25 protein-coding genes and 1 riboswitch are annotated in these 24,969 nt (G+C 62.0%); of the genes, 10 read left to right on the forward strand and 15 right to left on the reverse strand.

From position 1 onward, the window contains the following. Nucleotides 1–64: 64 nt before the first annotated feature. The 3 genes from DBV08_RS23485 (at nt 65) to DBV08_RS23495 (ending at nt 2,948) form a co-directional block, all read left to right on the forward strand. The gene (locus DBV08_RS23485) at nt 65–592 is read left to right on the forward strand and encodes a carboxymuconolactone decarboxylase family protein (RefSeq protein ID WP_124569005.1); all 528 of its coding nucleotides are present in this window, start codon (nt 65–67) and stop codon (nt 590–592) included. After that, nucleotides 576–1,910 carry an MFS transporter gene (locus DBV08_RS23490; protein WP_221621615.1) on the forward strand — a complete coding sequence of 445 codons (1,335 nt, stop codon included), beginning with the start codon at nt 576–578 and terminating at the stop codon, nt 1,908–1,910. Before DBV08_RS23485 ends, DBV08_RS23490 begins: the two co-directional genes overlap by 17 nt. Nucleotides 1,911–2,129: 219 nt before the next feature. Beyond that, a complete protein-coding gene (locus DBV08_RS23495) occupies nt 2,130–2,948 on the forward strand; it encodes a CPBP family intramembrane glutamic endopeptidase (RefSeq protein WP_185564840.1) in 819 nt (272 codons plus the stop codon). A gap of 233 nt (nt 2,949–3,181) precedes the next feature. Here DBV08_RS23495 and DBV08_RS23500 read toward each other — a convergent pair whose 3' ends face one another. Beyond that, nucleotides 3,182–3,460, reverse strand: a complete 279-nt coding sequence (locus tag DBV08_RS23500) for a YHS domain-containing protein (protein WP_124569008.1) — start codon at nt 3,458–3,460, stop codon at nt 3,182–3,184. A gap of 277 nt (nt 3,461–3,737) precedes the next feature. Here DBV08_RS23500 and DBV08_RS23505 point away from each other — a divergent pair, with 277 nt between their 5' ends. Then, on the forward strand, nt 3,738–4,697 hold the full coding sequence (locus DBV08_RS23505) for a DMT family transporter (RefSeq protein ID WP_124569009.1): 960 nt from the start codon (nt 3,738–3,740) through the stop codon (nt 4,695–4,697). On the opposite strand, the gene DBV08_RS23510 is transcribed toward DBV08_RS23505, so the two are convergent. Continuing rightward, the gene (locus tag DBV08_RS23510; RefSeq protein ID WP_095973444.1) at nt 4,687–5,361 is read right to left on the reverse strand and encodes a TetR/AcrR family transcriptional regulator; all 675 of its coding nucleotides are present in this window, start codon (nt 5,359–5,361) and stop codon (nt 4,687–4,689) included. The two genes, DBV08_RS23505 and DBV08_RS23510, sit on opposite strands and share 11 nt — an antisense overlap. A gap of 158 nt (nt 5,362–5,519) precedes the next feature. Between DBV08_RS23510 and DBV08_RS23515 the strand changes: the two genes are divergently transcribed. Further along, nucleotides 5,520–7,022, forward strand: coding sequence for an MFS transporter (locus DBV08_RS23515; RefSeq protein ID WP_124569010.1), 1,503 nt, complete (start codon nt 5,520–5,522; stop codon nt 7,020–7,022). Nucleotides 7,023–7,361: 339 nt separating this feature from the next. Here DBV08_RS23515 and DBV08_RS23520 read toward each other — a convergent pair whose 3' ends face one another. Beyond that, entirely contained in the window at nt 7,362–8,969 is a 1,608-nt protein-coding gene (locus DBV08_RS23520) for an ABC transporter substrate-binding protein (RefSeq protein WP_095973445.1), read from the reverse strand. A gap of 134 nt (nt 8,970–9,103) precedes the next feature. Further along, nucleotides 9,104–9,682, reverse strand: coding sequence for a CGNR zinc finger domain-containing protein (locus DBV08_RS23525; RefSeq protein ID WP_124569011.1), 579 nt, complete (start codon nt 9,680–9,682; stop codon nt 9,104–9,106). A gap of 63 nt (nt 9,683–9,745) precedes the next feature. Between DBV08_RS23525 and DBV08_RS23530 the strand changes: the two genes are divergently transcribed. Further along, nucleotides 9,746–10,123, forward strand: a complete 378-nt coding sequence (locus tag DBV08_RS23530) for a hypothetical protein (RefSeq protein ID WP_124569012.1) — start codon at nt 9,746–9,748, stop codon at nt 10,121–10,123. Nucleotides 10,124–10,217: 94 nt separating this feature from the next. Beyond that, a complete protein-coding gene (locus DBV08_RS23535; protein WP_124569013.1) occupies nt 10,218–10,562 on the forward strand; it encodes a hypothetical protein in 345 nt (114 codons plus the stop codon). Here the strand turns inward: DBV08_RS23535 and DBV08_RS23540 are convergent, their stop codons facing one another. Both DBV08_RS23540 and DBV08_RS23545 read right to left on the reverse strand, forming a co-directional pair. Continuing rightward, a complete protein-coding gene (locus DBV08_RS23540) occupies nt 10,563–11,774 on the reverse strand; it encodes a saccharopine dehydrogenase family protein (protein ID WP_124569014.1) in 1,212 nt (403 codons plus the stop codon). After that, the gene (locus DBV08_RS23545) at nt 11,767–12,765 is read right to left on the reverse strand and encodes a S9 family peptidase (RefSeq protein ID WP_185564842.1); all 999 of its coding nucleotides are present in this window, start codon (nt 12,763–12,765) and stop codon (nt 11,767–11,769) included. Before DBV08_RS23545 ends, DBV08_RS23540 begins: the two co-directional genes overlap by 8 nt. A gap of 109 nt (nt 12,766–12,874) precedes the next feature. On the opposite strand from DBV08_RS23545, the gene DBV08_RS23550 reads away from it, so the two are divergent. Continuing rightward, entirely contained in the window at nt 12,875–13,783 is a 909-nt protein-coding gene (locus DBV08_RS23550) for a PaaX family transcriptional regulator C-terminal domain-containing protein (RefSeq protein ID WP_124569016.1), read from the forward strand. Here DBV08_RS23550 and DBV08_RS23555 read toward each other — a convergent pair. The 8 genes from DBV08_RS23555 to DBV08_RS23590 all read right to left on the reverse strand — a co-directional run bounded on the left by DBV08_RS23555 (nt 13,762) and on the right by DBV08_RS23590 (nt 23,749). Further along, nucleotides 13,762–14,376 carry a hypothetical protein gene (locus DBV08_RS23555; protein ID WP_124569017.1) on the reverse strand — a complete coding sequence of 205 codons (615 nt, stop codon included), beginning with the start codon at nt 14,374–14,376 and terminating at the stop codon, nt 13,762–13,764. The two genes, DBV08_RS23550 and DBV08_RS23555, sit on opposite strands and share 22 nt — an antisense overlap. 210 nt (nt 14,377–14,586) lie before the next feature. Then, entirely contained in the window at nt 14,587–15,912 is a 1,326-nt protein-coding gene (locus tag DBV08_RS23560; RefSeq protein WP_095973422.1) for an aminotransferase class V-fold PLP-dependent enzyme, read from the reverse strand. Between the two features lie 53 nt (nt 15,913–15,965). Then, nucleotides 15,966–16,080, reverse strand: a riboswitch (SAM riboswitch). A 60-nt stretch (nt 16,081–16,140) separates the two neighbouring features. After that, entirely contained in the window at nt 16,141–17,676 is a 1,536-nt protein-coding gene (locus DBV08_RS23565) for a CdaR family transcriptional regulator (RefSeq protein ID WP_124569018.1), read from the reverse strand. Beyond that, entirely contained in the window at nt 17,673–18,731 is a 1,059-nt protein-coding gene (locus DBV08_RS23570; RefSeq protein WP_124569019.1) for a DUF917 domain-containing protein, read from the reverse strand. Before DBV08_RS23570 ends, DBV08_RS23565 begins: the two co-directional genes overlap by 4 nt. A gap of 6 nt (nt 18,732–18,737) precedes the next feature. Next, nucleotides 18,738–19,877: a DUF917 domain-containing protein gene (locus DBV08_RS23575; RefSeq protein ID WP_124569020.1), complete on the reverse strand. Its 1,140-nt coding sequence runs from the start codon at nt 19,875–19,877 to the stop codon at nt 18,738–18,740. Next, nucleotides 19,874–21,454 (reverse strand): hydantoinase/oxoprolinase N-terminal domain-containing protein, encoded by a 1,581-nt coding sequence (locus DBV08_RS23580; RefSeq protein ID WP_124569021.1) that lies wholly within the window; start codon nt 21,452–21,454, stop codon nt 19,874–19,876. Before DBV08_RS23580 ends, DBV08_RS23575 begins: the two co-directional genes overlap by 4 nt. Nucleotides 21,455–21,481: 27 nt before the next feature. Further along, nucleotides 21,482–22,852, reverse strand: coding sequence for a cytosine permease (locus tag DBV08_RS23585; RefSeq protein WP_124569022.1), 1,371 nt, complete (start codon nt 22,850–22,852; stop codon nt 21,482–21,484). Nucleotides 22,853–23,017: 165 nt separating this feature from the next. Further along, nucleotides 23,018–23,749: an SDR family oxidoreductase gene (locus DBV08_RS23590; protein ID WP_095973428.1), complete on the reverse strand. Its 732-nt coding sequence runs from the start codon at nt 23,747–23,749 to the stop codon at nt 23,018–23,020. Between the two features lie 297 nt (nt 23,750–24,046). On the opposite strand from DBV08_RS23590, the gene DBV08_RS32400 reads away from it, so the two are divergent. Continuing rightward, nucleotides 24,047–24,187, forward strand: a complete 141-nt coding sequence (locus DBV08_RS32400; RefSeq protein ID WP_003941170.1) for a hypothetical protein — start codon at nt 24,047–24,049, stop codon at nt 24,185–24,187. Here the strand turns inward: DBV08_RS32400 and DBV08_RS23595 are convergent. Beyond that, entirely contained in the window at nt 24,175–24,501 is a 327-nt protein-coding gene (locus tag DBV08_RS23595) for a hypothetical protein (protein WP_095973429.1), read from the reverse strand. The two genes, DBV08_RS32400 and DBV08_RS23595, sit on opposite strands and share 13 nt — an antisense overlap. Before the next feature lie 39 nt (nt 24,502–24,540). On the opposite strand from DBV08_RS23595, the gene DBV08_RS23600 reads away from it, so the two are divergent. Further along, the gene (locus DBV08_RS23600) at nt 24,541–24,921 is read left to right on the forward strand and encodes a hypothetical protein (RefSeq protein WP_124569023.1); all 381 of its coding nucleotides are present in this window, start codon (nt 24,541–24,543) and stop codon (nt 24,919–24,921) included. The last annotated feature ends 48 nt before the right edge of the window (nt 24,922–24,969 follow it).

The following is a 24,969-nucleotide window of genomic DNA, read 5'->3' on the forward strand; positions in this document are numbered from 1 at the left end:
GTGGTGGGTTCGGCCGACGATCACCGGCCGAACCCACCACCGTCGGAACCACTTAGGACTTGTCATGCCTCGCCTTGCACCTCTCACACCGGCCACCGCTGTCGGCACATCCAAAGACCTTCTCGCCGAGCTCGTCAACCGTCACGGACAGGTCGGCGACATGGTCGCGGCGATGGCTCACTCGCCCGCAGTGCTGGGCGGCTATCTGGAACTCAGCCGCGCAATGAAGCGCGCGAAACTCAGCCGCAAGATCACCGAGCGAATCTCGATCGCTGTGCAGGTCCAGCAAGGTTGCGCCGTGTGCCTAGAAGCCCACGTTGCCGCCGCGCACGCCAACGGCGTCGAGTTGGACGAGATCGAGCGCGCCCGCGCGGGCACATCGGCCGATCCCGCCATCGCGGCGATGATCGACCTCGGACTTCGCGTCTATCGGGAACCTGCCTCGATTTCGGACGAACACATCGCGGGCCTTCGAGCGTACGGCTACGGTGATCGCGAGATCGCCGACGTAGTCGGAATCGTGGCCCTCAATATCCTGACCGGAGCTTTCAACCTTGTCGCGGGAGTGAAACCAGATGAACCGGACCGCTAGGACCGCACCGGAGCGGAACAGCATGCGTCTGTTCTTGATTCGCGACTATCGCCTGCTCTTCAGCGCCCAGATCATCGCGCTGTTCGGCACCGGGTTGGCGACGGTTGCCCTGGGTCTACTCGCCTACGAACTGGCCGGACCCAGCGCCGGAGCGGTGCTCGCCACCGCGCTGACGATCAAGATGTCGCTGTACGTCGTGATCGCTCCGCTCGCGGCGGCGTACGTAGACCGGTTGCCGAGACGGGCTTTCCTCGTCGCGCTCGACGCCATACGCGCAGCGGTTGTGCTCGCCTTGCCCTTCGTCAGCGAGATCTGGCACATCTACGTGCTGGTAGGCGTTCTGCAAGCTGCGTCGGCAGCGTTCACTCCCACGTTCCAGGCGGTGATTCCCGACATCGTGACCGACGAGGCCGATTTCACCCGTGCGCTGTCGGCGTCGCAGGTCGCCTACACGATGGAGAGCCTGCTCAGCCCCGTTCTCGCCGCGATCGCGCTTTCCTTCATGACATTCAACCTGTTGTTCGTCGCCACCTCCGTGGGCTTTGCCGTCTCGGCACTACTCGTGCTGGCCACTCGAATCCCCAACGCTCGTCCCAGCGCTCACGGAAAGGCGTGGGATCGGATCGCGTCGGGAGTGCGAATCTTCGTGACCACGCCGCGACTGCGCGGCATCATGGCCCTCAATCTCGTGGTGGCAGCGGCCGGCTCGATCGTCGTCGTCAACACCGTCAACTACGTCCGCGACGAGCTCGGTGGAACCCAATCCGACGTGGCGTGGATGCTTGCCGCGTCAGGCACCGGCACGTTGGTAACCGCGCTGCTTCTACCGCGCGTCCTCGACAGAACCGCCGAACGAACAGTGATGACAGCAGGTTCCATTGTGCTGGCCTTCAGTGCCGGCGCCGCAGCCTCCCTCGCCGTGGCAGGAATATTCACGTGGATACTGACTGCCGCAGTGTGGGCACTCGTCGGCGCCGGGATGGCCATGATCGTCACACCGACCGGAAAGGTGCTTCGGCGCTCCGTCGAACCCGCAGGTATACCGGAGGTGTTCGCAGCCCAATTCTCCCTGTCCCACCTCGCCTGGCTCGTCACCTACCCGATCGCCGGGTGGGTTGGTTCGAGCGCGGGATTTGCGGTCACCTGGACCATCCTCGCCGCCCTGGCCACAGTGGGAGCCGTTGCAGGGTTCGCACTTTGGCCCCGGGAGACGGGCAACGAGACGCCGGCATCATCGAGCGCTGTTGCGACTTACGAAACGACGCAAGGAGAATGCATCCTGGCCGCGACCCAGTGCGCCTGCGCTCGCACCGTCTGATTCGGCAGCCTGCCCCCAAGGAATCCGGTTGCGCCGGCAGTGCCGAATCACTCTGCAATAGAACGAAATTCGATGGGTTGCAACCCGAAAAGTGCGTCCACACCATGGAACTCAAGGTAAATGGCAGACTCAGGAACCTCCGGAGAGATTCATGACCAGGATTTCTCCCTCGGGGGTTTCGTTTGGTGCAACCCCGCACGGGCTTCTAACCTCGATCCCATGACGACATCCCCGCCTTCATCCCGCACCGTTGCCGGCCGCCGGCTTTCCGTCGCAGCGTTCGTGGCCCTCGTGATCGTATATCTCGCTGTCATTCAAGGATTAGGGTTCCTGCTGACCCGAGACGAAGAAATCAGCTACGCAGCTCCGACCGACATCGACCAGTTGTGGCGTTCGCTCATCGTGCCGGTCGGAGCGTCGTTCGTCCTCGCATACGGGGCAGTCGCATGCCTGCGATGGTGGCGTCCGGTGTGGATCGACGACCGACCGGTACAACGCTGGTTGATCGTCGTACCGATCATGATGGTCATTTCGATCGCTGTGGTCACCGACTACCCAGGTCTCGCCGACCAGGACCTCACGTTCGTTGCACTCCTTCTTCTTACTTGCCTTCTCGTCGGCCTCACCGAGGAGACGATGTTCCGAGGAATCGGAATCACCTGCTTCCGCAGCAACGGCTTCTCCGAAAAGAAAGTTGCCCTGTGGAGCACCGTCATCTTCGGGTTGGCGCACTCGACCAACCTGTTCTCCGAAGGCCCCAAAGCTTTTCTCCAGGTGTTCAGCACCATCGTGGCCGGCTACTTCTTGTACATCATTCGGCGACGTACCGGGGGCCTGCTGATACCCGCCGTGGTGCACGGCTTGTGGGACTTTTCCTTGATCTCCGGTATGACGACCCCGGATCATTCGTACCCGCTCGCGATTGTCGCCGTACTGACCATGCTGGCCCTGGCGATCGTGCTCTTCGTACGCCGCAAGCACATCGAACCTCACGATACCGAAGCCGCGCGAGGCCGTCACGAAATATCGAACACATAAAATCGTTGCTGCAATGAGAAATTGAAGGGATGGGGGCATCTACGACGACGCCCAAGCGATCGAGCAGATCACGGGTTCTTCGGCTACCGTCAGTCGATCTGACAGCGCGCCACGTGACCTGTCTCCACCATTCGGCACCGTAGGACCGCGGCGCGGAGTAACGGCGCAACTCATTCACTGCACTGACGGAAGAAAGTGGTGGTGCAGGCATCGCCTGCACCACCACTTTTTACTCAGCTCGCGTTGGCATACTTCCTGGGATTTGCGTCGAACCGTGGTCCACAACCCTTGCAGCAGAACCAGTACCGGTTGCCTTCGTAGTCACGAAACAGGCCCTCGGCCTCGGCACGCGTCTTTTCGATCACGCTACCGGGCATGACTCGACATTCGACGAGTTCGCTACTCCCCGAGTTGAGTAGGTCTTCTCCACCGGGTGGCATCGCCGTACCGACAGCGCCTACAGCACCGTTGTCGTCTGTCGTCGGGGTATTGCCACAGCCACAGCTACTCATTGCGATTCCTGTTCTCTAACGGACGGACGTGACCCGGGAAGCGAGCTCACACATTCCGAGCATACCCCCTATAGGTATGTGAGCCAGAAACTATAGGAGAGTCCTGTCGACATTTCACTCCCCTCGATCATGTAAGCCACTGCAGGAGAACGAAGAATCGATCACCCAGCCCTCACTCGCCTCCCACGCCACAAGGATGCGACATTGATACCTATAGGGGGTATAAGTTAGGTCAGTACACAGACCATACCCACGAGGTCTTCGACGAAGAGGCTCAATGAAGAACTGGAAAGCAATCGGTGGCAGCCGATTCGCCATAGTTGGAGCTTTGCTGTTGGTCGGCGCGCTCTGGGGAAGCTCGTTCCCCCTGGTTGCTGTGGCGGCACCAACTCTCGGCGCCGTCGGCACGACGCACGGCCGCTTCATTGTTGCAGCGTTGGTTCTCGCGCTGATAACGGCTTCCAGCAGATCGACCTGGCGTGCGGTCGGTTCCCGGTTTCCCGCATTCCTACTGCTGGCAGCCCTCAACGTCGCCGGCCCCCTCACCCTCGTTGCAACTGCGATCGTCGGCCTCAACTCGTCGACGGCGTCGATCCTGAATGCCACGACGCCGATGTTCACCGTGTTCGTTGCCGCGTTCTGGCTTAGGCAAAAGATCACCTGGCGAAAAGTCTCGGGTGTCGCGATCGGCATTGCCGGCGTCTCGGTGCTCGTCGGCGGGATTCCGTCAGCGCTCGACAGTCGCGCAATGCTGGCCATCGGCGCATCTTTGACTGCGGCACTGCTGTACGCGGTCGGTGGTGTCTACACACGAAAATCGTTCCAGGGCACTCCACCGATGACACTTGCCCTCGGCCAGCAGCTCGCCGCGGTTGTCCTACTGGTACCTGTGTCCGCCATCGCTCCCCCGCCGGGGCCCGTGACCGTCGGTCCACTGATCGCAGTGACCGCCCTGGGACTGGGGGCTACCGCCGGTGGCTACCTGGTGTACTTCTGGATAATTCGCCAGGCGGGTCCTGTCGCGGCTTCAGCCGTCACTCTTCTGGTTCCGATTTCGGCGTCGGCCATCGGAGTGCTGTGGTTGAACGAGCCTGTCACCTTCGCGCTCGTCAGCGGGCTTGTCATCATTCTTGCCGGAGTCGGCCTGCTCCTGGATCTTCCACCGACACGGGGTCCCTTGGGCAGTGCCCCTCCCGAACTGTTGGACAGCGCCGGAGAACGGTCGGTCAGCGGGTGATCGGGGCAGTCCAAAGACCCACCAGTGCGTCGACGAGGTCGGTGGTGAAGTCCTCCCACGACGTGACCTCGTCCGGCCCTGATTCTGCAAGTGCGCGCTCACGTTCGGCGAACATGTGCACGATCGCATTTCGTCCGATGTCTGCGCGGGCACGTCGAACACTCATCGGCATGTCAGTCAGACAGGCCGAAAGTCCACGAAGGGTCTCCTGAAGAGTGGGCGAGGCCAGCACCTCGTCGTAGACGATCTTCCGCAGGACCGGATCGGTGAGAATCTGCGCACTGAACCGCGCGTACCACGTCGGGCCACCCATTTCGGCGTAGTGATCGGTCGACGCCCGAACCAGACACGAAATCCAGTCACGAACATCCTCGGACCCTTCGATCTCACGCAGCAGTTCACCACGCTTCTTCTCCACCTGCCGAGAATGTTTGTTCACGATCGCCCGGACCAGATCGGTCTTGGTCCCGAAGTGATAACCGACGGCGGCGTTGTTGCCCTGGCCCGCCGCCTCACTCACCTGACGGTTCGACACCGCGAAGACTCCGTGTTCGGCGAACAACTGCTCGGCGACGGCGAGGATGCGGTCTCGGGTTGCGGCAGAACGCGCGGAGTTTGCCGCGCCGCCGGCGTCGGCCGTCGCATCCTCAGTCCTCGTAGTCATGTCCACCATCATCCTCGACCGTCCGAAATTGCTCGGTACCGGAGACGTTCGTCACGATCGTCGACACACCCTTCCATTGAGTCAGTCACTTGATTTAACTTTAGTTCAAGCAACTGACTTAAACCATAATTCGTTCTTCCTCCGATGGAGTTACCGCAATGTCGTCAACCACTTCTCCACCACCGACAACGCCGCCACAGACGACGAAGTCACCAGCCACCACGGCAGTGGTGGCTGTACTGGCGTTTTCCGGCATCGTCGTCTCGCTCATGCAGACGCTGGTCATCCCGATCATCCCGCACCTGCCCGAATACCTGAATGCGCCGGCGTCCGATACCGCGTGGGCTGTGACCGCCACGCTGCTCGCCGCCGCCGTCGCCGTCCCGACCATGGGCCGCTTGGGCGACATGTTCGGCAAACGCCGTCTGCTCCTGATCAGCATGGCGCTGTTGGTGACCGGTTCGGTGGTCGGCGCACTCAGCTCGAGTGTGATCCCGCTCGTTGCGGGCCGAATCCTGCAGGGCCTTGCCGCCGGCGTCATCCCGCTGGGTATCAGCGTGATGCGCGACGTGCTTCCGCCGAAGAAGCTTGCCGGCGCCGTTGCCATGATGAGCGCTTCGCTGGGAGTCGGTGGTGCTCTGGGTCTTCCGATAGCGGCTCTGATCGCGGAATACGCAGACTGGCACGTTTTGTTCTGGGCTTCTGCAGTTCTCGGCGCACTCGCGGCCTGTCTCGTTGTCGTCCTGGTCCCCGAATCGACGGTTCGCACGGGTGGCACGTTCGACTTCGGCGGGGCAATCTCGCTTTCGGCAGCCCTCATCGCTCTACTCCTTGCTATTTCCAAGGGTGGCGACTGGGGTTGGACGAGCACGCTCACGCTTTCCCTGTTCAGCGCCTCGATCGTGATATTCGGATTCTGGGCCTGGTGGGAACTACGTACCCCCAAGCCCCTTGTCGATCTACGCGTATCCATCCGCCGGCAGGTGCTCTTCACCAACCTCGCATCCATCGTGTTCGGATTCGCGATGTTCGCCGCCAGCATGGTCTTTCCCCAGGTCGTCCAGTTGCCTGAAGTCACCGGTTACGGCCTCGGCGGTTCGATGCTCACCGCAGGTCTGGTCATGGCTCCCTCCGGCATCATCATGATGCTCATCTCTCCGCTGTCCTCACGCATCACCAATTCGCACGGCCCCAAGGTGACGCTCATGCTCGGCGCCGTTGTGGTCGCAATCGGTTACGGCATCGGTATTTTCGCCATGCACTCGATTTGGGAACTGGTTGTGATCGCCGTGATCATCGGTGCAGGCACCGGTATGGCTTACGGCGCAATGCCCGCTCTCATCATGGGCGCTGTTCCTCCGTCCGAGACCGGAGCAGCCAACAGCTTCAACACCCTGATGCGCTCCCTCGGTACATCATTCGCCAGCGCCATCGCGGGTGTCGTCATCGCCCAGATGACCATGTCCATCGGCGGGGCAACGCTGCCGTCGGAGAACGCTTTCCGCGTCGTCATGGCTCTCGCTGCCGGATCCGCCGTCATCGCGCTCGTCCTGGCCGGCTTCCTCCCTCGGTTCAACAGCTCCAACTCCCGCAAGGAGATTGGTAGCGATCACTCCGATACCTCCCCGACCACGTCGAAGGAATCCGTCCCGACGCACTGAGCCAGCGAGCAAGACGCATTGTCGGCCCCGGCGGAGTTCAACTCCGCCGGGGCCGACGCGTTCGAGGCGTTTTGCGGTTGATACACCTGCGGACGACAGTTTCGTGACATGCTCCGTTGAGATGAGTGCTCGTTCGATACTCGGGGAAAGGATGCCGCGATCGCCGCTCCTCGTGCTGACGTCGCCCTTGCCGTCGCCGCTGCTGCCGTCCTCGGCATAGGCGTCGGTGTTCTACTTGCCGATGTCGTCGCCGGCCTGGCTGCAGGTGCGGGTGCCGCGGTGGTATTTCGGTTTGCACTTCGGATGATCAATACCCGAAAGTGAGCGTTAGCGGGTGGTCTACTTCAAGACCCGGATCGCCGAGCCCGGGAGGATTCCGCTCGAAGGTGGGTAGATCGACGTTGCTCCGTTGAAGAACATGTGAGCAGGTGTCGTCGACACCGGAAGCAGGTCGATGTCGTTGAACAATGCCCGCTCACTTTCCTCCCAGATCTTGCAGGACTCGTCGCCGGGAAGAAGCGAAGCCTCAGTGGACAATTCGATGTACTTCTTGTTGTCGAGGGAAGCGAAGTTCACTCCTTCGGGCTTCGGCGGGCCGGTGAAGTACTTGGCAAAGATACTCGGCGTATCACTCCCCAGCGTCAAACCGATGGAAACGTCCCACGACGACAGGTCGGTGGTGCTGAACGTGTTGGCGATGACGAAACTGTAGTCGCCGCCGGTCAGCTTCACCTTCGCACCCAGTCCTTCCCACTGGGTTGCCACGTATTCCGCGGCGGCAGAGTTCGTATCGCGCGAGTTGTTGAAAATCACGTTGAGTGCAAGCGGTCGCCCGTCCTTCGTCAGGACGCCGTCGGCCCCTGCCTTCCAGCCTGCGTCGGACAACGTCTTCTTTGCCGCGTCGACGTCGAATTCGGGGATCGTTCCTTCGACACTGTTGTAGTCGCAGGCAAGGGGTTCCGAAACCGCAAGGGCGCGTGCGCGGGTTCCTTTTCCGCCGGTGGTGATCTCGGTGTAGTCGTCCAGATCGACTGCTTGAACGAGCGCCTGCCGCACAGCGCGGTCCGACGTGGGTAGAGACGCGAAATGATTGAAGATGAACTCGCCGGACAACGTGGTGTAGGTCTTCGAATCCAGACCTGCGGCCAAGACTCGTTCCTCGTCCGAACCTGTCACTGCCGCGGCATTCACTCCGCCGGTGAGAACAAGATTCGCGGTCGTACTCGGATCGGTGACAATCTTGATCGTCACCGTCTTCGGTACCCCGAGAGTGTCGGAAGTGGTCTCCCCGTTCGGACTCCAGGTGTAGCCGTCGCGGCGTTCCATCGTGATGTGATCGTTGGGAACAACTTCGGTGACCTTGAACAGACCCGTTCCGTTACTACTCGAACGGATACTGGCCGGGTCGTCGAGCGTCGCAGCGCACGGCAGCCGCAACGCGCCGATTCGAGAGAGCAAGAAGGGTGCCGGTTCGGCTGTAGTGACCGTCAGTTCGTCACCGTCCGCGGACGCGACCGTCGACAACGGTACGGTGGATCCGCGTAGCGGTGAAGCGTTTTCAGGGTCCATGACCCAGTTGATGTCATCGGCCGCGGTCTGTGCGGTGAAGGAAGTGCCGTCGGCGCACGTAATACCCTTCTTGAGCACGAACTTGAGTGTGTTCCCTTCTTCACTCCAGCTTTCTGCCAGATACGGACGCACAGTGCGTGTTTGCGCGTCTATGTCGATCAACGAATCGTACGAGTACGCGTTCACGATCTGAGTCGACGTAAGGTTGGTGATCAGAGGGTGCAGATTTCCGGGATCGGCGTTGATGACGGTCGTGAAACTGCCGTCCTGGGCATACTCACCGACCGAACCTTCGGGACTGGATGCGCCGCCACACCCGGCCAGAGTGAATACGCCAACGCTGATAACTGCTGTCGCGGAGACAGAACGGGCTTTCATACGAGCCGCCATCTACTAGAATTTGCCATGGCGACAATCGTGCGGGACTGACGTGGTCTGTATCTCGTTGAAGTGCCCCATACAGTCGGCCGTACTCTGTTCGATTGTCACTATCGACCGGGCAAGCGCAGACGCTAAGTACGACGCTGCCGTTGACGGTGATTCGCGACGTTGATTCGGTTGCCGCACAACGCCGGCATGCAGTAGCGGCGTCGCCCTCCCCGACTGGTATCGACGAACACCCCGTTGCACGTCGGCGACGCGCATGGGCGGAATCGTTCGTACCCCAATGTGCGCAGAGTTCCCAGCAACGAGTATCCGATCGACAACGTGAGTTCACCCGCGAGATCGATTGTGCCGTCCGGTAGTGCATTCCACCGATAGTCGTCCTGGGAATCAGGCACGAGCCGAACGTGATGCGGGACGGTTTGCAGGAGTCGATGAGTGCGATCAACGAGCTCGTCGCAGGTCGGAGCATCGAGAATCGAACGAATCTCCTCTCTGAGCGCCTGCACGTCGGCAAGTTCACCGCGGGTAGGCCGACGCCCGTTGGGGAGCGCATCCGGCGAGAGTCCGTGTTCACCGAGTAGATCGTGAAGCGCCTGAGGGTCAGGCAACGCGTCCCCTGCCTCCACCCACACTCGGGGTGAGGTATTGACCAGGTCGGTCGCGAACGACGCACCGGCGACGTAATCGTCTAAAACTACTTGCATCCCTTACCGCCCTGCTTTACCGTAATTGAATAACCCAACTTTACACCTTACGAAGGCGGCGGGATGGAACACTGCGTAGACCACAGACTGCCGGAGATACTCCTCGACACCCATCACCGATTGCGCCGCGCCGGCACCGTGGCATCGGAGACACCCATCGTCGCCGCCGATCTCTACTGGTCGATCGGCGCACTCGCCCAATGCCTGGCTGCAATGGACGAGGTCATTTCGCAACTTGGCACCAACGCCCGAAAGCAGTTGCGAACCGGAAAGTTCGACGTCGAGAGCGGGCCGTTCGAAGGCGAACCCGACGCCGCCCTACTCACCGCGATTCTCGCCCTCGCCAGAGCGTCGAGCAGTTGCGAACCAGTGCAGACGGCAATCGGCAATGCGCAGATCGCGGTCAGCGATCTCGTCGCCACAAGGCACATCAGAGCCTGACACACGCCGCAAGCGTCCCGACTCAGTAGAGACTGTATGGTTGGTTTTCGGGAAACCTCCAAGTACATCGAACAGCAGGAACCGGGTTATCACTGTGAGTGCAGGGACATCGACCATCTACGAGGACAGGACGGTCCGGATCGACGATCAGGGCGTCACGATCCGCCACTACTACTTTCCGTTTGTCAGCAAGTTCGTTCCGTACTCGCAGATCGAAACCGTCGACCTCGGCGTCATGTCATGGCTGAGTGGACGCCTACGAATCTGGGGAACAACAGATTTCAGCTCGTGGTACAGCCTGGATCTTTCACGCCCATGGAAGGAGACCGCGGTGGTACTCACCCTCGCCGGTCGCGGAGCGCCTTCGTTCAGCCCCAAAGATCCGGATCGTGTCGAGACCGAAATCCGAAGTCGCATCGGATCACACGCCGCGAACTGACTAGCTGAACTCGGATTCGACGGTGACGATCTCACTCCAGTCGGTTCGATCGAACAACCGCGCCAGTGCAGTGAACAGAACTTCCGGGTCGATGGCGCTCTCAGCTGAGTGCACACCGACCCGATCCGAAATCGTTCCGTTAGCCAGCCGCGACACCACCTGAGCAAGGCCGAGCGCCAAGGGGATTCCGGTTGCACCGGCCATGTCCGACAGCAACTCCGATACCGGTGAATCATCAGCGATCCGTGCCACGACGCGCGTCTTTCGTCCATCGAGCACCCCTGTGGCCGAGGCGAAGAACGACGGCAAGGATCCGTGGTCGGCGCGCGTGAGCATGCGAGGCGCAGCACGGATCATCCGGATGAGCGAGGGCTTGCCCAATTCTTCAGCGGCCGAGTCGAGATCGATTCTGCCCTTGTCGATATCCGAACGTAGAACGTCGAGAAACGCAACGGTTTCCGGTGTGATCACCATCAGATTTGCCGAATGACCTGAGGGGCGGAAGGTTCGATGAAACATCACCGGCTCCGGATGCCCGACCACGTAAGCGTTTCCGCGGCGTCCGCCGGGCAGTTCCAGTGCAATGGAACGCAACGGTGCTTCTTTGACGATTCGTCCCGCACGAACGACCGGCACCTTGCCGCTGATCTGCTGCATCCAGTGAACGGCGGCTGCACTCAATGTGTCTACCGACTCGTCCTCGCCTTCGACATCAACCGGCCAGGCTGTGTACAGGTCGTCGACCACGTCCAATCGCGAGACTGCCATCGCGGCCAGGAGATTACTCATCCCGGGACTTGCGCCCATGCCCACTACCGCACAGATTCCGGCTTCCCTGGCAGCGCAATTCAATTCCAGCATGTCGACGGCCGGTTCCCAGTCGTCGCAGATGTCGAGATAGTGAGTCCCGGTCTCGATCGCTGCCTGGAGAATGCCGACACCGAAACGGAAGAACGGGCCTACGGTATTGATGATCACGTCTGCGTCGTCCAACAATTCACGTAGCGTGCGACCGTCCGTGACGTCGATGCTGCGCGCCTCGACTTGCGCTGATGCCTGAGCCAGGTCAACTGAAAGACGATTCGCAGCATCGATATCACGATCCGCGACTACTACGCTGCCGATTCCCGGCAATGTTGCAGCCAGTCGAACTGCTGCCGAGCCCATCGCACCGGCGCCGCCCAGAGCGACAACCGTAATTCCGTCAGCCACGAATTCCCTCCAAGAATGCAGTCTGATCCGCTAGATAGCCAGGAGCGAAGATCGAACGGGGAGCAAGAACGGCTACCAGAGCCGACATCACTTCCGAGTCTTCGAGGTTCTTGTCCACAATCGAATGGGTTGCGTCGGGATACTTCTCGACCACCAATTGCCCTGGAGCGTCGAGCACTTCGCGATACACCCTTTCGGTGTCTGCCACGTCGACGTTGACGTCTTGTCCGCCGATGATCAAGAGCACCGGAACCTTCACGGTTTCGAGATCGGCTCGCGCATCCGATCGGTAGTTCTTTCGGATGAAGTTCCATCGGTCTTCGGTGAGACCGTCGGCCTCGCCGGAGGCCACGAGATCGCCGAACGTTGCATCACGGGCCAACTGATCCAAGTTCTTCGCACGATCGACCCGCGCTTTCTCGAATTCGTCGGCCGACGCATTTCTCTCGGAAAGTTCGGCAAGAGTATTGAATTCGCCTTGTTGGAGCCAGTTGATCGCCGGTCCCACGGCAATGACGAACGCTACGTCCGGGTCGAGGTTCACCACCTTGGGCATCACCCACCCTGCCTGGCTCGCACCCCACAGACCGATACGAGACGGATCGACGTCCGAACGGCCCCGTGCCCACTCGATTGCCGCTTCCGTTTCCGCCGCCCGATCGTCCATGCTCTGATCGAGCCAATTGCCCGGTGCCCCATTCACCCCCGGCTTGTCCCAGGAGAGTGACGCGTACCCGGCCTTGGCGAACGCCTCCCAGACCGGCCTGTAAAAGGTCTCGTGTGTTGCATCGACCGGCCCGTCTCCGTGGACGAAAACCACGAGCCCGAAGGGACCGTCACCGTGTTCGGGCAGTGCAAGGACTCCCTGGAGCGGCACCGATCCCCCGGAGATCGTCACTTTTTCCTCACGGATGTCATAGGTGTTCTGGTACAGCGTCCAGCCCACCAGACCCACGATCAGAACAACGACCACTGCCAGGGAAGTAACCATCCACCTGCGTAAACGATGGCCACTCTTCCTCTCACTCACCGATCCCACTGCCATCTTCCCGCCTAACGTACGAATTTGAAACGATCGTATTGCATTCGATAGTACAGTTATGGGCGAAGATGTCGAGAGGCGAGGAAAGGACACGGCAATGACGGACAGGGACGTCGATGTGCCCACGAGGATCTTGATCGAGGGTCTACTGCGCACGGACGGAACTGTCGACGGGCGCACCCTCTATGCCACCGCCGACGCCCTCGACAAAACAGATCAACAGGTTCGGCTGTGCATCAAGCGGTTGGTCACCGAGGGGAAGTTCACTCAGGAAGGTCGCGGGCGGCAGGCCACGCTACGAGCAACGCCGAAAGCCGTGCGCGAGATGGAACCCGACGTCGAATTCGTTCGACTGGCCTATCAACAAGATCGCAACACTGCGACACCGTGGGACGGGTATTGGCATCTGGTCGGATTCGCAATTCCGGAGTCGTCACGGAAAGCACGAGATGCGCTGCGCACCAGGGTCGTATACCTCGGCGGCGCGCTCGTCCAGGGCGGTCTGTACGTCTCGCCGCACGCCTGGGAACCGTACGTTCTCGATGCGGCCGCCGAACTCGACGTCGAACAGCACCTGTCTTCTCTCACCACTCGGGATCTGAAAGTGGGCAGGCTCGAAGATCCCGTGAAAATTGCCGCACAGTTGTGGCCGCTGGACGAGATCGCAGCCGGATACGAACGGCTGCTCGACGTAGCGACTGTGCGCCTGGAGAAACTGCAGAACACTCCGGGCACCGATGCTGTCACGATGACCATCGAACTCGCGGCGGAATTCACGCGAGCTATGGAGCCGGACCCTCTGCTGCCGCCGGAACTGCTGCCCACCAACTGGATCGGCACGCGGGCGCGCTTCGTCACGGCACAGTGCTGGGCGCTTCTGGCACAGGTGGACGGTGCAGACGAATTACCGTCGCTGTTCCACCTGTACGCAGATGCGATCGGTGATCAGGACGCGAGCGTGCGCTGACGGGGCGGCAGCCCGAAACGACCGAGCACTTCGTCGACTGCGGTGGACGGTGTGACAAGCCCGCGATCCTGGAGCCACGGAATGGTGCTGTCCACCAGATGTTCGAGTGTGCGGGGCAAGGCGAGGGGGAGCAACGTAACGCCGTCGGCGACCTCGGCAGCTCGGATATCAGCGATCAAACTGCCGAGCCCGGAGGGTGTTCCGACGTAGTGAAGCGAAACCGGGACCCGCGGAGCAGTCAACGCACTGTCCAACTGTGCAAGCTCTTTTCGGGCGGAGCGAGCTTCCGGTGCGATCAGAATCTCGAGATCGACCAGCACTGCGACACTGTCGGGATCGCGGCCTTCTTCGGCGACAGCAGCACGGATCCGGGCGCGTTCGAGCTGCGCCTCACGCAGATCCGCAGCGCGAATCCGAACCACATTGGTAGGGAATGAAGCCAAATCGAGAGCCCTGTCGCTCTCGGTGAGGTCCACCCAGTAGTCGCCGCCGATGATCGGCAGGTTTCCTGGTGCGCCCTCAGCGGCCGGATGGTGACCGGATCCGGTCAACTCGACCGCCACGTGCAGAGAATGCGAAGCGAGTGAAGACATGTGTGACCTCCGAAAATCAGAAGAGTGTGGGATGAGCGAGACGAATCGTCAGCTCGAACACATTCCTGACGAGGTACGGCACAGATCGACATGACGACGGCACCACTGACCGAGAGTGATGCTCACTCTCGAAGGGGTGGCGGGAAAATCCGCTGGTGCCATGGCTGCCATGCTAGTTGTCCATTCGAGTTTTCGGGGACCGAGCTCAGCTCAGACGCACTCGGCTGCGCCGGCGTTGTCGTCGGCAGCTCCGAGGAAGGGGCGGGTCTCGGGCACGGGGTTCCACGCTCCGGCCGTCTTCGCGTACTTCCAATCACGCTGATTCGAAACCAGGATGTTCACGGCGTCGACCAAGCGCGTCACGTCGTCCGAGCTGCTACCGAGCCCGAGGCTGGCGCGGACGGCGCCGCCGGAGAGACCGAGGCGCGCGAGAACCGGGTGTGCGCAGAAGCGACCGTCGCGAACTCCGATGCCGTGTTCTGCGGACAGGAATGCGGCGATCTCGCCGGCTTCGAATCCGTCGACGGTGAAGGTGACGATTCCGACGGCGTCCGGTGCGTCATTCCACAGTCGCACCAACGAGACTCCCTCGATGGCGGACAATCCGTCGGTGAGCTGCGCGGTGAGTGCCTTCTCGTGCTCGGCGATGACGTCGAAGTCCAGGGCGTGCAGAGTTTCGCATGCGGTCGCGATTGCTGCCGCACCGAGCACGTTGGGGGAACCGGCCTCATGACGTGCAGGCGCGCAAGCCCATTCGGTGGACTCGACGGTCACCTCACGCACGGCGCCTCCGCCGGCGAGGTACGGCTGAGCTTCGTCCAGCCAGTCACGGCGTCCGACCAGTACGCCGGCGCCGAACGGCGCGTAGAGCTTGTGGCCCGAGAACGCCACGTAGTCGACGCCGCATTCCTGCAGGTCGATGCGACGGTGGGGAGCCAACTGAGCAGCGTCGACGAGAATACGTGCGCCGCAACGGTGCGCGATGTCGGCCAAGCGTGCAATCGGCAGGATCTCGCCGGTCACGTTGGAGGCGCCGGTGATTGCGAGCAGCGCAGCAGGCTTGGTGCACAGTTCACCGATCAGACGCTCGATCGTCTCTTCGATGGTGTCTGCAGCGGTGACGATACGAGCGTCGTTCCACGGCAACAGGTTTGCGTGATGCTCGACGTCGAGGACAACGGTGCTGCCGGGGACGCACTGGGCCAGCAAGTTCAGCGAATCGGTGGTGTTCCGCGTGAAGACAACGACCTGATCGTCGGCACAGTTCACGAAACGGGCAACGGATTCACGAGCGTTCTCGTAGGTGAGCGTGGAGATCCGGGACGCGTAGCCGGCACCGCGGTGAACACTGGCGTACGTCGGCAACAACTCGGCGATACGGTCGGTGACCTGGGCCAATGCCGGCGCGCTCGCGGCGTAGTCGAAGTTGGCGTAGGAGCATTCGCCGCCCTGAACCAGCGGAACCTGCAGGTCGGCACCCGAAACCTTGGCGATCGGAGCGGTGCAGCAGGTGTCGGCACTCAATACAGCAGTCATCGAAGACAATCCTCACGTTCAAGGACTCGTTCGTCGGGAGATGGCCCCGGAAGAGTCCGCGCTTGCCGCATTCGTTTTCGAACGCAGCCGGGTCGTCACCCGGAGCACCCCACCGCGGAGGAGGGTTGCCGACCAGCAAGCCGGGGCTGAACACTGGTACTCGTGACCTGGCAACGAGGATGGCAGGAACCTCCCGTGCTTGTCAAGACGAAGCTGGGAAGACCGTCGTCACGGCGCGATCGTCCGACAGGCGAGGTGGAGCGCAAGCCTGGTTTCCGGATCGGCCAGATCCACCGAGAGAAGTCGCTGAATTCGATCGATGCGACTCGATACGGTGTTGCGGTGCAAGCCCATTCGAGTGGCGGTATGAGCCAGAGACGATTCTTCGTCGAGGTACGTCGAGAGCGTCTCCAGCAACTCCCCACTCGCATCTCGTAGCGGCGCGAGCAGTGCCGCGGCCGCGGGCTGAAACGTGTCGGTTCGCGTCCACGCCAGTAGCAACTGCGCCAACCCCAGGCGGTCCACGTGCAGGAATCGGCCCGTTTGCGACCGGGAACCGGCGAGCCGAGCGGCATCCCCCGCCTCCGACAGAGACGCTCCGATTCCGGCTGGCCCATCGTGCGCGCGTCCCACTCCCACCCATGTCTCCATGGTGGGCCCCAATCGGGCTTGACCTGCACGAATACTCTCGGCAATCCTGGTGATCGCCTCCGGACGCGGCTCACCGGGCAGAGTCGTCCACGCCGCCCAGCCGTCAGCCTGTTCGACGACAGTGGCGTCGATCCCCTCGGCGGCGAGGGCGTCTGCAACTTCACTGCGCCTGGCGACCAGGTCGACCTCACCCACCGCCAGGACTTTGATGCCGATGTGCCATCCGTCCAGCACCCAACCCGCGTCGAGTGCGCGCCGGAGTAGTCCGGGTGTGGCATCTGCGGACGTGTCGATCAGTTCACCGAGCAACGCGCTGCGCCGGCGCGCTTCACGCTCGTCGACCATGCGTGCAACGGCCAGGCGGTGCCCGACAGCCAACGAGGCAACGTCGAGAACCACTGAGAGAGAGGCCTCTTCGACGCTCTGTCGCACCGGAAGCAGTACAGCCAGCCAGGGCTCTCTGGCCGCGCCGGACATCACCGGGCACGCGATCAGGACCCCACCGGAGTCCAACTCGACGGTGGTCGGTGCCCCACGACCCGACAAAGTACCCGCGCCTGCTCGATCAGCCTCTGACAAGAGCTCAGCGCCCGTCAGCGGACGTCCGGACGAGTCCAGGAGAATGAACGAACGCTGAAAGGTGTTCAGTAACACCGACAGAAGATTCTCGACGCTTCCGCCGGCTCGTTGGCCCGCGTGTGTCGCCCGCAGTACTGCGTCGGCCATCACCGCACGCGAATTCGAGAGAAGATCACGAAGATCCACGCTGAACTGCCAAGGGTCGGAGACCCCGAGCACCACCAGCCCGAGCCGATCCGCGAGCAACGAGAGACTCACATCCCCGGCCGCAGTGCTGTGAACAGCGACTACCTGGCACCCGGTCGCTGCCGTGCGTCGAAGGAGCGCATCGAATCTCCACTCCCCCACATCGATTCGATCGAGAATCACCAGAACCGATCCCGAACCCGCCGCACCCGACACTGCCTCCGCCGACTGTGCCGATTCGCCGGTGAGTGCCCCCACTGTCGTGACGACGGGGTCGCCCTCGCCCGCGAGTCGATACAACCCGACAAAGACCGGGTTGTTCAGCAACGCCGAAACACTCGCGCTCATCGCGCCTCCATCAGCACAGCGTCATGGTCGATTCCGAACGCCCGCGGGCCGACAACCTTCAATCTGCCCACCTCGTCCGCCCACCACGGTGGGCCGGGCAGGACCAAGACAGCTACATCCTGACCCTGGTGCACGGATTCACACGAGACGAAGGCACCGGTCCGGACGTCGAGCAGCGTCACGATGTCCGGGCATGTTGCGATCATCTCGCCATCCAACGCGACGGTCAGGAATTCACTCTCGAATTCGACTCGCATCACCGCAGAATCGTGTTCGAGAATCACGTTGCCTCGACGATCGTCTGCGCCCGGGCGGCTACGACGCACCGCACGCACTCGGCCTGTCCCCAGCACCCGCGCTCCGGCGCTTCCGGCGATCTCCTGCCAACTGCCGAGGGCACCGATGTGCTGCCCCAATTCGTGCGCTCGGGAGAGAGTTCCCGGAATACAGGCCTCCCGCACGGTCCGCGCATCGATCGACGCGATCGCCAGAGCGCCCCAACCGCTGGTTCGCCCGATCAGAGAGCGCACTGCTACCTCGGCGCCCAGCACATCCACTCCGTCAATAACGGTGATCAGGCCGCCTGGCTGGGCGAGGGTGACCGGGCACAATTCCAATCCGGCTGCGGCGAGAGAGAAGTGATCGAGCCGCGGCATCGCCCGACCGAGCAGGTCCGCGTCGACGACGGGAACTCCCAACGCCAGCGCCGCCGCAATGCCGGAAAGAGCGTTGAGTCCACCGCCTTCGAACGTCATCACTGCGGTCGGACGCTTCCCGGTCCACCGAGTCAAAGCTGCTGCAGTATCGGAAAACTCACGCCCGGATGGCAATTGCTCCTCCAAAGCCAGAGCCGATCCAACGATTCCCACCGGCATGACCAGTGCCCCGTCGGGCAACTTCTCCGGCGCGACGACCTCTACCGAAGTGGACGCAATGAGTGGACGAAGCATCTCCACGAACAGGCGTGGATCGCCGCCCCCGCCGCAGCCCAAGACCACCGCCCCCGCTGCGATCGCGTCGAGGTCGGCCTCCCGGACCGCGTGCAGGCTGCTCACGGCTCGTTATTCTGCCAGCACGGGTTGCTCGAGCGTCTCCACCGGCCGGAACGGCCGATCGAGTCCGAAACTCGCCGGACCGAAGACCGCCAGCGCCTCGGGTGTTCTCATGATGGGTGGAGTCGCGATCCCGATGACCGCGACGCGCTGCCCGTACCGCAAGCCCTCGGTGGTGATGGGTTCGGCAGTGTCGGCCTCGACGATGCAGATCAAGTCAGGCACGATGGCCACCAGCACTCCGGATTGCAGTACCCCAGAATGCAGTACTCCGGAATGCAGGGCGATCAGATTCTCGTTCTGGAACTGGACTTCCAGCTCTTCGTCTCCGACGCCGGCGATCCGCACCGACCCCCGAGCGAACCCCTCATCGGTTCTCCGGTCGACATCGATCACCTTGCCGTGAAAGAGAACTCGCCCGTATCCGTAGAGCGTGTCGGACAGACTGTCCACCAGTGCCTGGACGGGGTCCACCCGCTGCTCACGCGAAAGCCTGATGGACCGACCGATGGTCAGGGCCAATGACAGAGTTCGTGGGATAGCCGTGCGCTTCACATCTGCACCCGTCATCGAGTACTGAGCGATGTGCGCCATCCCACCGAACCTCGACGTCACCCCGCGGGCGAGACCTTCCAATCTGCTGTTGTCGCTGCCGGTGTCGAAGATCGCCACCTCGTCGTGCTCGTTCGCCATGGCGAGCGGGCTGGCCGAAATCCCGTACACCGAAAAGGTTTCCATCTCGAGCTGAGGAAATGCCCGTCCCATCCCGTCGGCATCGACAACCGGAAGTCCGCGCCGCGCGGCCACCAGCAACGGGATCATCGAATTGATTCCCCCGCACTCCATCGGCATCGTCGCATCCGCGGTTCGCCCCGAATGCCGCTCCAATGTGATCAGTGCCAACTCGGGTTCAGTTCCGCGCGGCATCTTCTCGACCACAACGGTCGGTGCACCCATCTGCGCGACGGGGATCACCCACGCGTCGTCGTCGAGTTCCTCCGGATCCAGAATCATGATCTCACCGGCTTCACCGAGCGCCTGCGCGACCAGCATCTTGCCGACAAACGGATCTCCGCCGCCGCCGGTGCCCAACAGAGCTGCGCCCCTGGCGAGGTCGTCGAGGTCTGCCGTTCGTAGTGTCCAACTCATCGTGAGCCCTCCTGACCGGTGGAGACCAGACCACTGTGCAATGCCAGGTCGCCGACTGCCTTCACTCGAATACGTGTTGCGTTGCCCGGTAGGTACGGAATCGGGACCTCGTCGAACTCCACGATCTGCACGGACTCGGGTCGTGCGCCTGCGGCCACCGCCCGATCGATCGCCTCTTGACGGGCGTCGTCGGCAAGAACGTGACGGTGACCGTCCCGCACCGCTTCGACACGGTCGACTTCACCACTGACCTGCGCGATGGCGGCGCCGATCGCGTTGGCGACGTCGAAACGCTCAGGGCGAATCACCGTGCCCAGGCCGGGAAGTTCACGCTCCAGCAATACCGATCCGCCCCCGACCGCAACTACCGGTAGCGGATCCGACGTGGTTCGCATCTGCTCCACGGCGTCGGCGACTCTCCGCGAGATCCGTTCGAGCGCCGTCGACACCAGGCTGCGGTCGAGGTGCGCCACCGCATGGCGATCACCGACGTCGGCCAAACCTGCCGCGACGGCGATGTCGGTGGCCGTCAACGTGTCTCCGCCGAAGACGAGTGCCCGTGAACCCAATTCATATCCCACCGATCCGGGCCCCACTGTGAGTCCGTCTGCATCCACCAACGAACCACCGCCGATGCCGATCGAGAACACATCCGGCATACGGAAATTGGTCCGCACCCCGGCCACGGTCACCTCGGTGGTTGCTTCTCGCGGAAAACCGTTGGTCAGTACACCGACGTCCGTGGTGGTTCCGCCGATGTCGATCACCGCACAACTCGCCAGACCGGACAGCACAGCGGCACCGCGCATGGAGTTGGTCGGCCCCGACGCGAAAGTTGCTACGGGATAACGCCTTGCGTACTCGATGTCCATCAAGGTGCCGTCGTTCTGGCTCAGATACAGCGGTGCGACGATGCCGTGCTCGACCAATGAACGGGCGAGTCCGTCGACGATGTGATCGGCGAGCTCGCGCAGAGCAGCATTGATGATGGTCGCGTTCTCGCGTTGAAGCAGACCCACTCGACCGATCTCGTGCGAGAGCGAAATTGCGACGTCCGGTCCGAGTTCCTCTCGGATGATTTCAGCGGCAGCAACCTCGCATTCGAGATTGACCGGAGAGAACACCGAAGATATTGCGACCGAACGAGTACCACTGCGAGCCATATCGGCAGCATGGCGACGGATCTCGTCGGGATCCAGCGGCGAGATACGACGACCGTCGAACTCGTGCCCACCGTGAGCGAGGTAGTGCCTTCCCTGCACAGCGGAGACCAGGTCTCGCGGCCACCCCACCATCGGGGGCAGCGCGGCAGTCGCCGGAAGTCCCAGTCGCAGCGCCGCGGTGGGAGCAAGCCCGCGCTGCTCGATGAGAGCATTGAGAAAGTGCGTCGTACCGATCATCACTGCTTGAACAGCATTGGGAGAGAACGAGTACTGCTGCTGCAGCGCCGTCAGCGCTCCGCCGATTCCGCCGGTGATGTCCTTGCTGGTCGAGTGTTTGACATGCCCGATGACGGTGGTCCCGTCCATCAGGACTGCGTCGGTGTTGGTGCCGCCGACGTCGATTCCGATTCGCATCGCGAACTCCTTTCTACAGTTGTAGTGCTAGTGCGTGAGTGCAGACGAGCCCGAAGGCTCTTGCGGCGCTTCGGTTGCGGTGCGTCCGACTCCGCGAATCAGGCCGAGTCGGCCCGCGACGACATAGAGAACAAATGCCGAGGCCACCGCGTTGATGGATGGCAGTCCGAAGGTGCTGTAATGACCGATCAGCGCCGAGACGATCCAGATCACCAGCGTGGCCGGCACCCAGGTGGGTGCCGAACTCGGTAGGGTGCCGGCGGCGCGACTCTCGTCCAGATCCTTGCGCCAGGTCTTGACGATGAAGTATTCCGCCACCATGATCCCGGCAATGGGCGGGAAGCCTACGCCCAACAGGATCAGGAAGTCGGTGAACGAGTTCAGGATTCCGGCGGCGGCGAGGACCGAACCCGTGACGCCGACAACTGCCGTGACAACGGCGCGGTTGATCCTTCGACCGAACACGACGTCGATGAAATTCACGATGCCGAGGCCCGAACTGTAGAGGTTCCAGTCGTTGATCTTGAAGGTGCCGAGAACGATGATCAGAACGCCGACCCAGCCGACCGACGAGAGAATGATCGTGGCGATGTCGGAGCTGCGAACGGCATGCGCGAGAAGTACACCGGTCAGCCCGATCACGTATTCACCCAACGTGATTCCGACGAGCGTCTGCTTCACGACGTCGCCTGCCGTGCGATTGAAGCGCGTCATGTCGGGTGTGATCACCGCGCCGGCTATGAAACCGCCTGCGACGATGGTGGTTCCCGCAAGAAAGCTGAGCTCCGGCCCGGCCGGAGCAGATGTCATCAGATCCGACAGCGAGTGATTACGTAGTTCGGATATGACGGCCCATCCCACCAGGATCAGGAACAGCGGAACGGTGATGTTGGCGATCAGCTGCATGGAGCCGAACCCGCGCAGGACTATTGCAGTGATCAGGAGACCGAAGGCCAAAGCCCACGCCCACTGCGGCAGGAACGGCATGATCCCGTGCAACCCTGATGCAGAGACGGCCGATTGGATGCCGAACCAGCCGATCAGGCTGACCCCGATCACCAGTCCGATCACCGCCGAGCCGGCATGACCGAACCCGCACCAGCGCGCGACCACCGACGTGTTGAGCCCCTCACGAACTCCGATGATTCCGATGAAGATACAGACGACTTCGAGGATCACCGCGCCGACTGTCAATGCCCAGAAGGCATTCCAGAACGTCATACCGTAACCGAGCGTCGCACCGAGCAGGAACTGCGCGAGTGCCGACACCTGACCGAATCGCTGTACTGCCACCGAAAACCACGAATACCGTGCTTCGTCGGGTACGCGGGTGAGCGCGTAGTCGTCACCGTCGGACATCTCGCCGCCGCCGCCGGCGGTTGTCGATGCTTTGTTCATGACGGACTCCTCGAATAGTTGGGAAGTGTTCTCGGAGAAGACGGTACGAATGTGTCCGGGGTCACGCCTATGGGCGAATCGACGTTTCTTCGTGTTACGACAATGCATTTCGCACAGTCTCGATTTCACGCTGTCGCGATTCCACAGTCGTCATGTGGCACGGGTCTAGCGCAGCGCGTACCCGCCGTCGGGGTAGAGGGTGGAACCCGTCGTGTACGTGTTGGTGAAGAGATAGAACACTGCTTGTGCGATCTCGTCTTCGTTCCCGACGCGGCCGAGGACGTTGTTCTCTGCACTCCACGTGAAGGCCGCCTCGCGAACCTCTGCCGGGCGCTGAGCCCAGAGATGCCCGTCGATGGTTCCGGGCGCGACGGTGTTGACGCGAATCGGCGACAGCTCGACCGCCAACCCGCGTCCGAGCCCCTCGATTGCCGCATTGGCTGCCACATATGCCGCAGCGGCCGCTGGCGGCCGCACACTGGCAGCGCCGGACATGAGGACCACCGACGCGGTAGGGGTCAGCTTGTCGAGCGCAGCGTGTACGACGCGGTACTGCCCCCAGAACTTCGATGTGAACGGCGACGCCGCATCCTCGACACTCTGTTCACGAAATGAGCCGACCTGGTAATCGGCAGCCGTGGTGAAGAGCGCGTCGACGCTGGGGATGTTGGTGAAGAACGCTTTCACCGAGTCGTCGTCCGAGGTGTCGACGGTGAACCAGTGTGCGGCTTCACCCAGCTGCGAGGCCGCTGCTTCGAGTTTGGATGCGGTTCGGCCACCGAGCACAACCTGCGCGCCGGCGTCGACGGCAAGCTGCGCCACTCGCAGCCCGATGCCCGTTCCGCCGCCGATCAGGACGACGGTCTTGCCTGAAAGAAGAGAAAGTGTAGTTGTCATGCAGTGACTGTAGAAGCCGCTAAAACGACCCGATATGTGCAGAATGCACCGATTTCACGACCACACGGGGCAAAGTGCCCAGACTCATGTGGTCCAGCGTCCTGGCGGAGGTTCCGCAGATGTGTCGTCAGCGAGCGGAAGCGGTTGGTCGCCGAGAAATGCCTCCAACAGCCCTCGACGACGTTTGCTGCGTCGACGTTGCCATCGCATCTGCTCCCGTTCGAGTTCGCTTGTAACAAAACAACTCCCACAGCCGAAAACATCGGTGAACCGCAACAGCGAAGGGAAGTAACGAATATGGGATCAGCAGACGTAATGGCCTGGCTCGCCGAGGGTTACCTCGCCGGCGATCCGATTCGCTATCCGCTCTATGTCGGATCGATGTTCCTGGCAATGCCGTTCCAGCTGATCGGCGTAATTCTGGGTCACCCCTTCTGAATCGTCACATCAGGCCAGGGCGGTCGACGTAGAACGGCCAGAGTCGCGATCACGGCGGCCGCCAACCCGATGAACTCCCCCATCAGAGCCGCCCGGGTGTGATCGACAGCCGGTGACCACGACGGCTCACCCTCGTGGATCGAGAACACTCCCACTGGCACCGGTATGGGGTCTCCGCGCCACCGCCGATGCAGACGCGAAACCGTGATGATCGTCGTTCCGTCGCTGGTCTGGTGCGGTTCTCCGAAAATCGTCGAGGCCCCTGATTCCCCTCGAAATCGCTCCACCGCATCACGAATCTCCATGATCTCCATCGTCGCACCGAAACAGCACCCCTGTGCGAGTATCGATCGATGGCCGAGTGGTGGAATCCGAGCAGGCGCGTCGAGCGATGGTGGCAGACGATCACGCTGGCTTGGCTGCTCGTTTTCTTCGGCCCAAGCGCCATCGACAAGGTCATCACGGAACCCACAGCTTGGAATTGGGTATGGTTCGCGATCTGGCTTTTCGCGACGGTCGGATCTGCTTACTACACCGTCCAAGCCTGGCGAACCAGGAACAATCCGCAGCCGGCGTGGCAGGACGGGACAACTGCCCCCTCCGAAGTACCCGCCGACGACGTCCGCAATGCACTCGCGTCGACTGACGACCGCATTCCGGCAATCAAGGCACTACGCGAACTACATCCGGGCTTGGGTCTGAAGGATGCGATGGATCTGATCGACGCCCAATGAGGCGAACAGGGCCCGCAGCACTGATAGTTGCGACCATCACAATCACAG

The sequence above is a fragment of the Rhodococcus sp. KBW08 genome, assembly GCF_003852455.1.
Classification (GTDB): Bacteria; Actinomycetota; Actinomycetes; order Mycobacteriales; family Mycobacteriaceae; genus Rhodococcus_F; species Rhodococcus_F baikonurensis.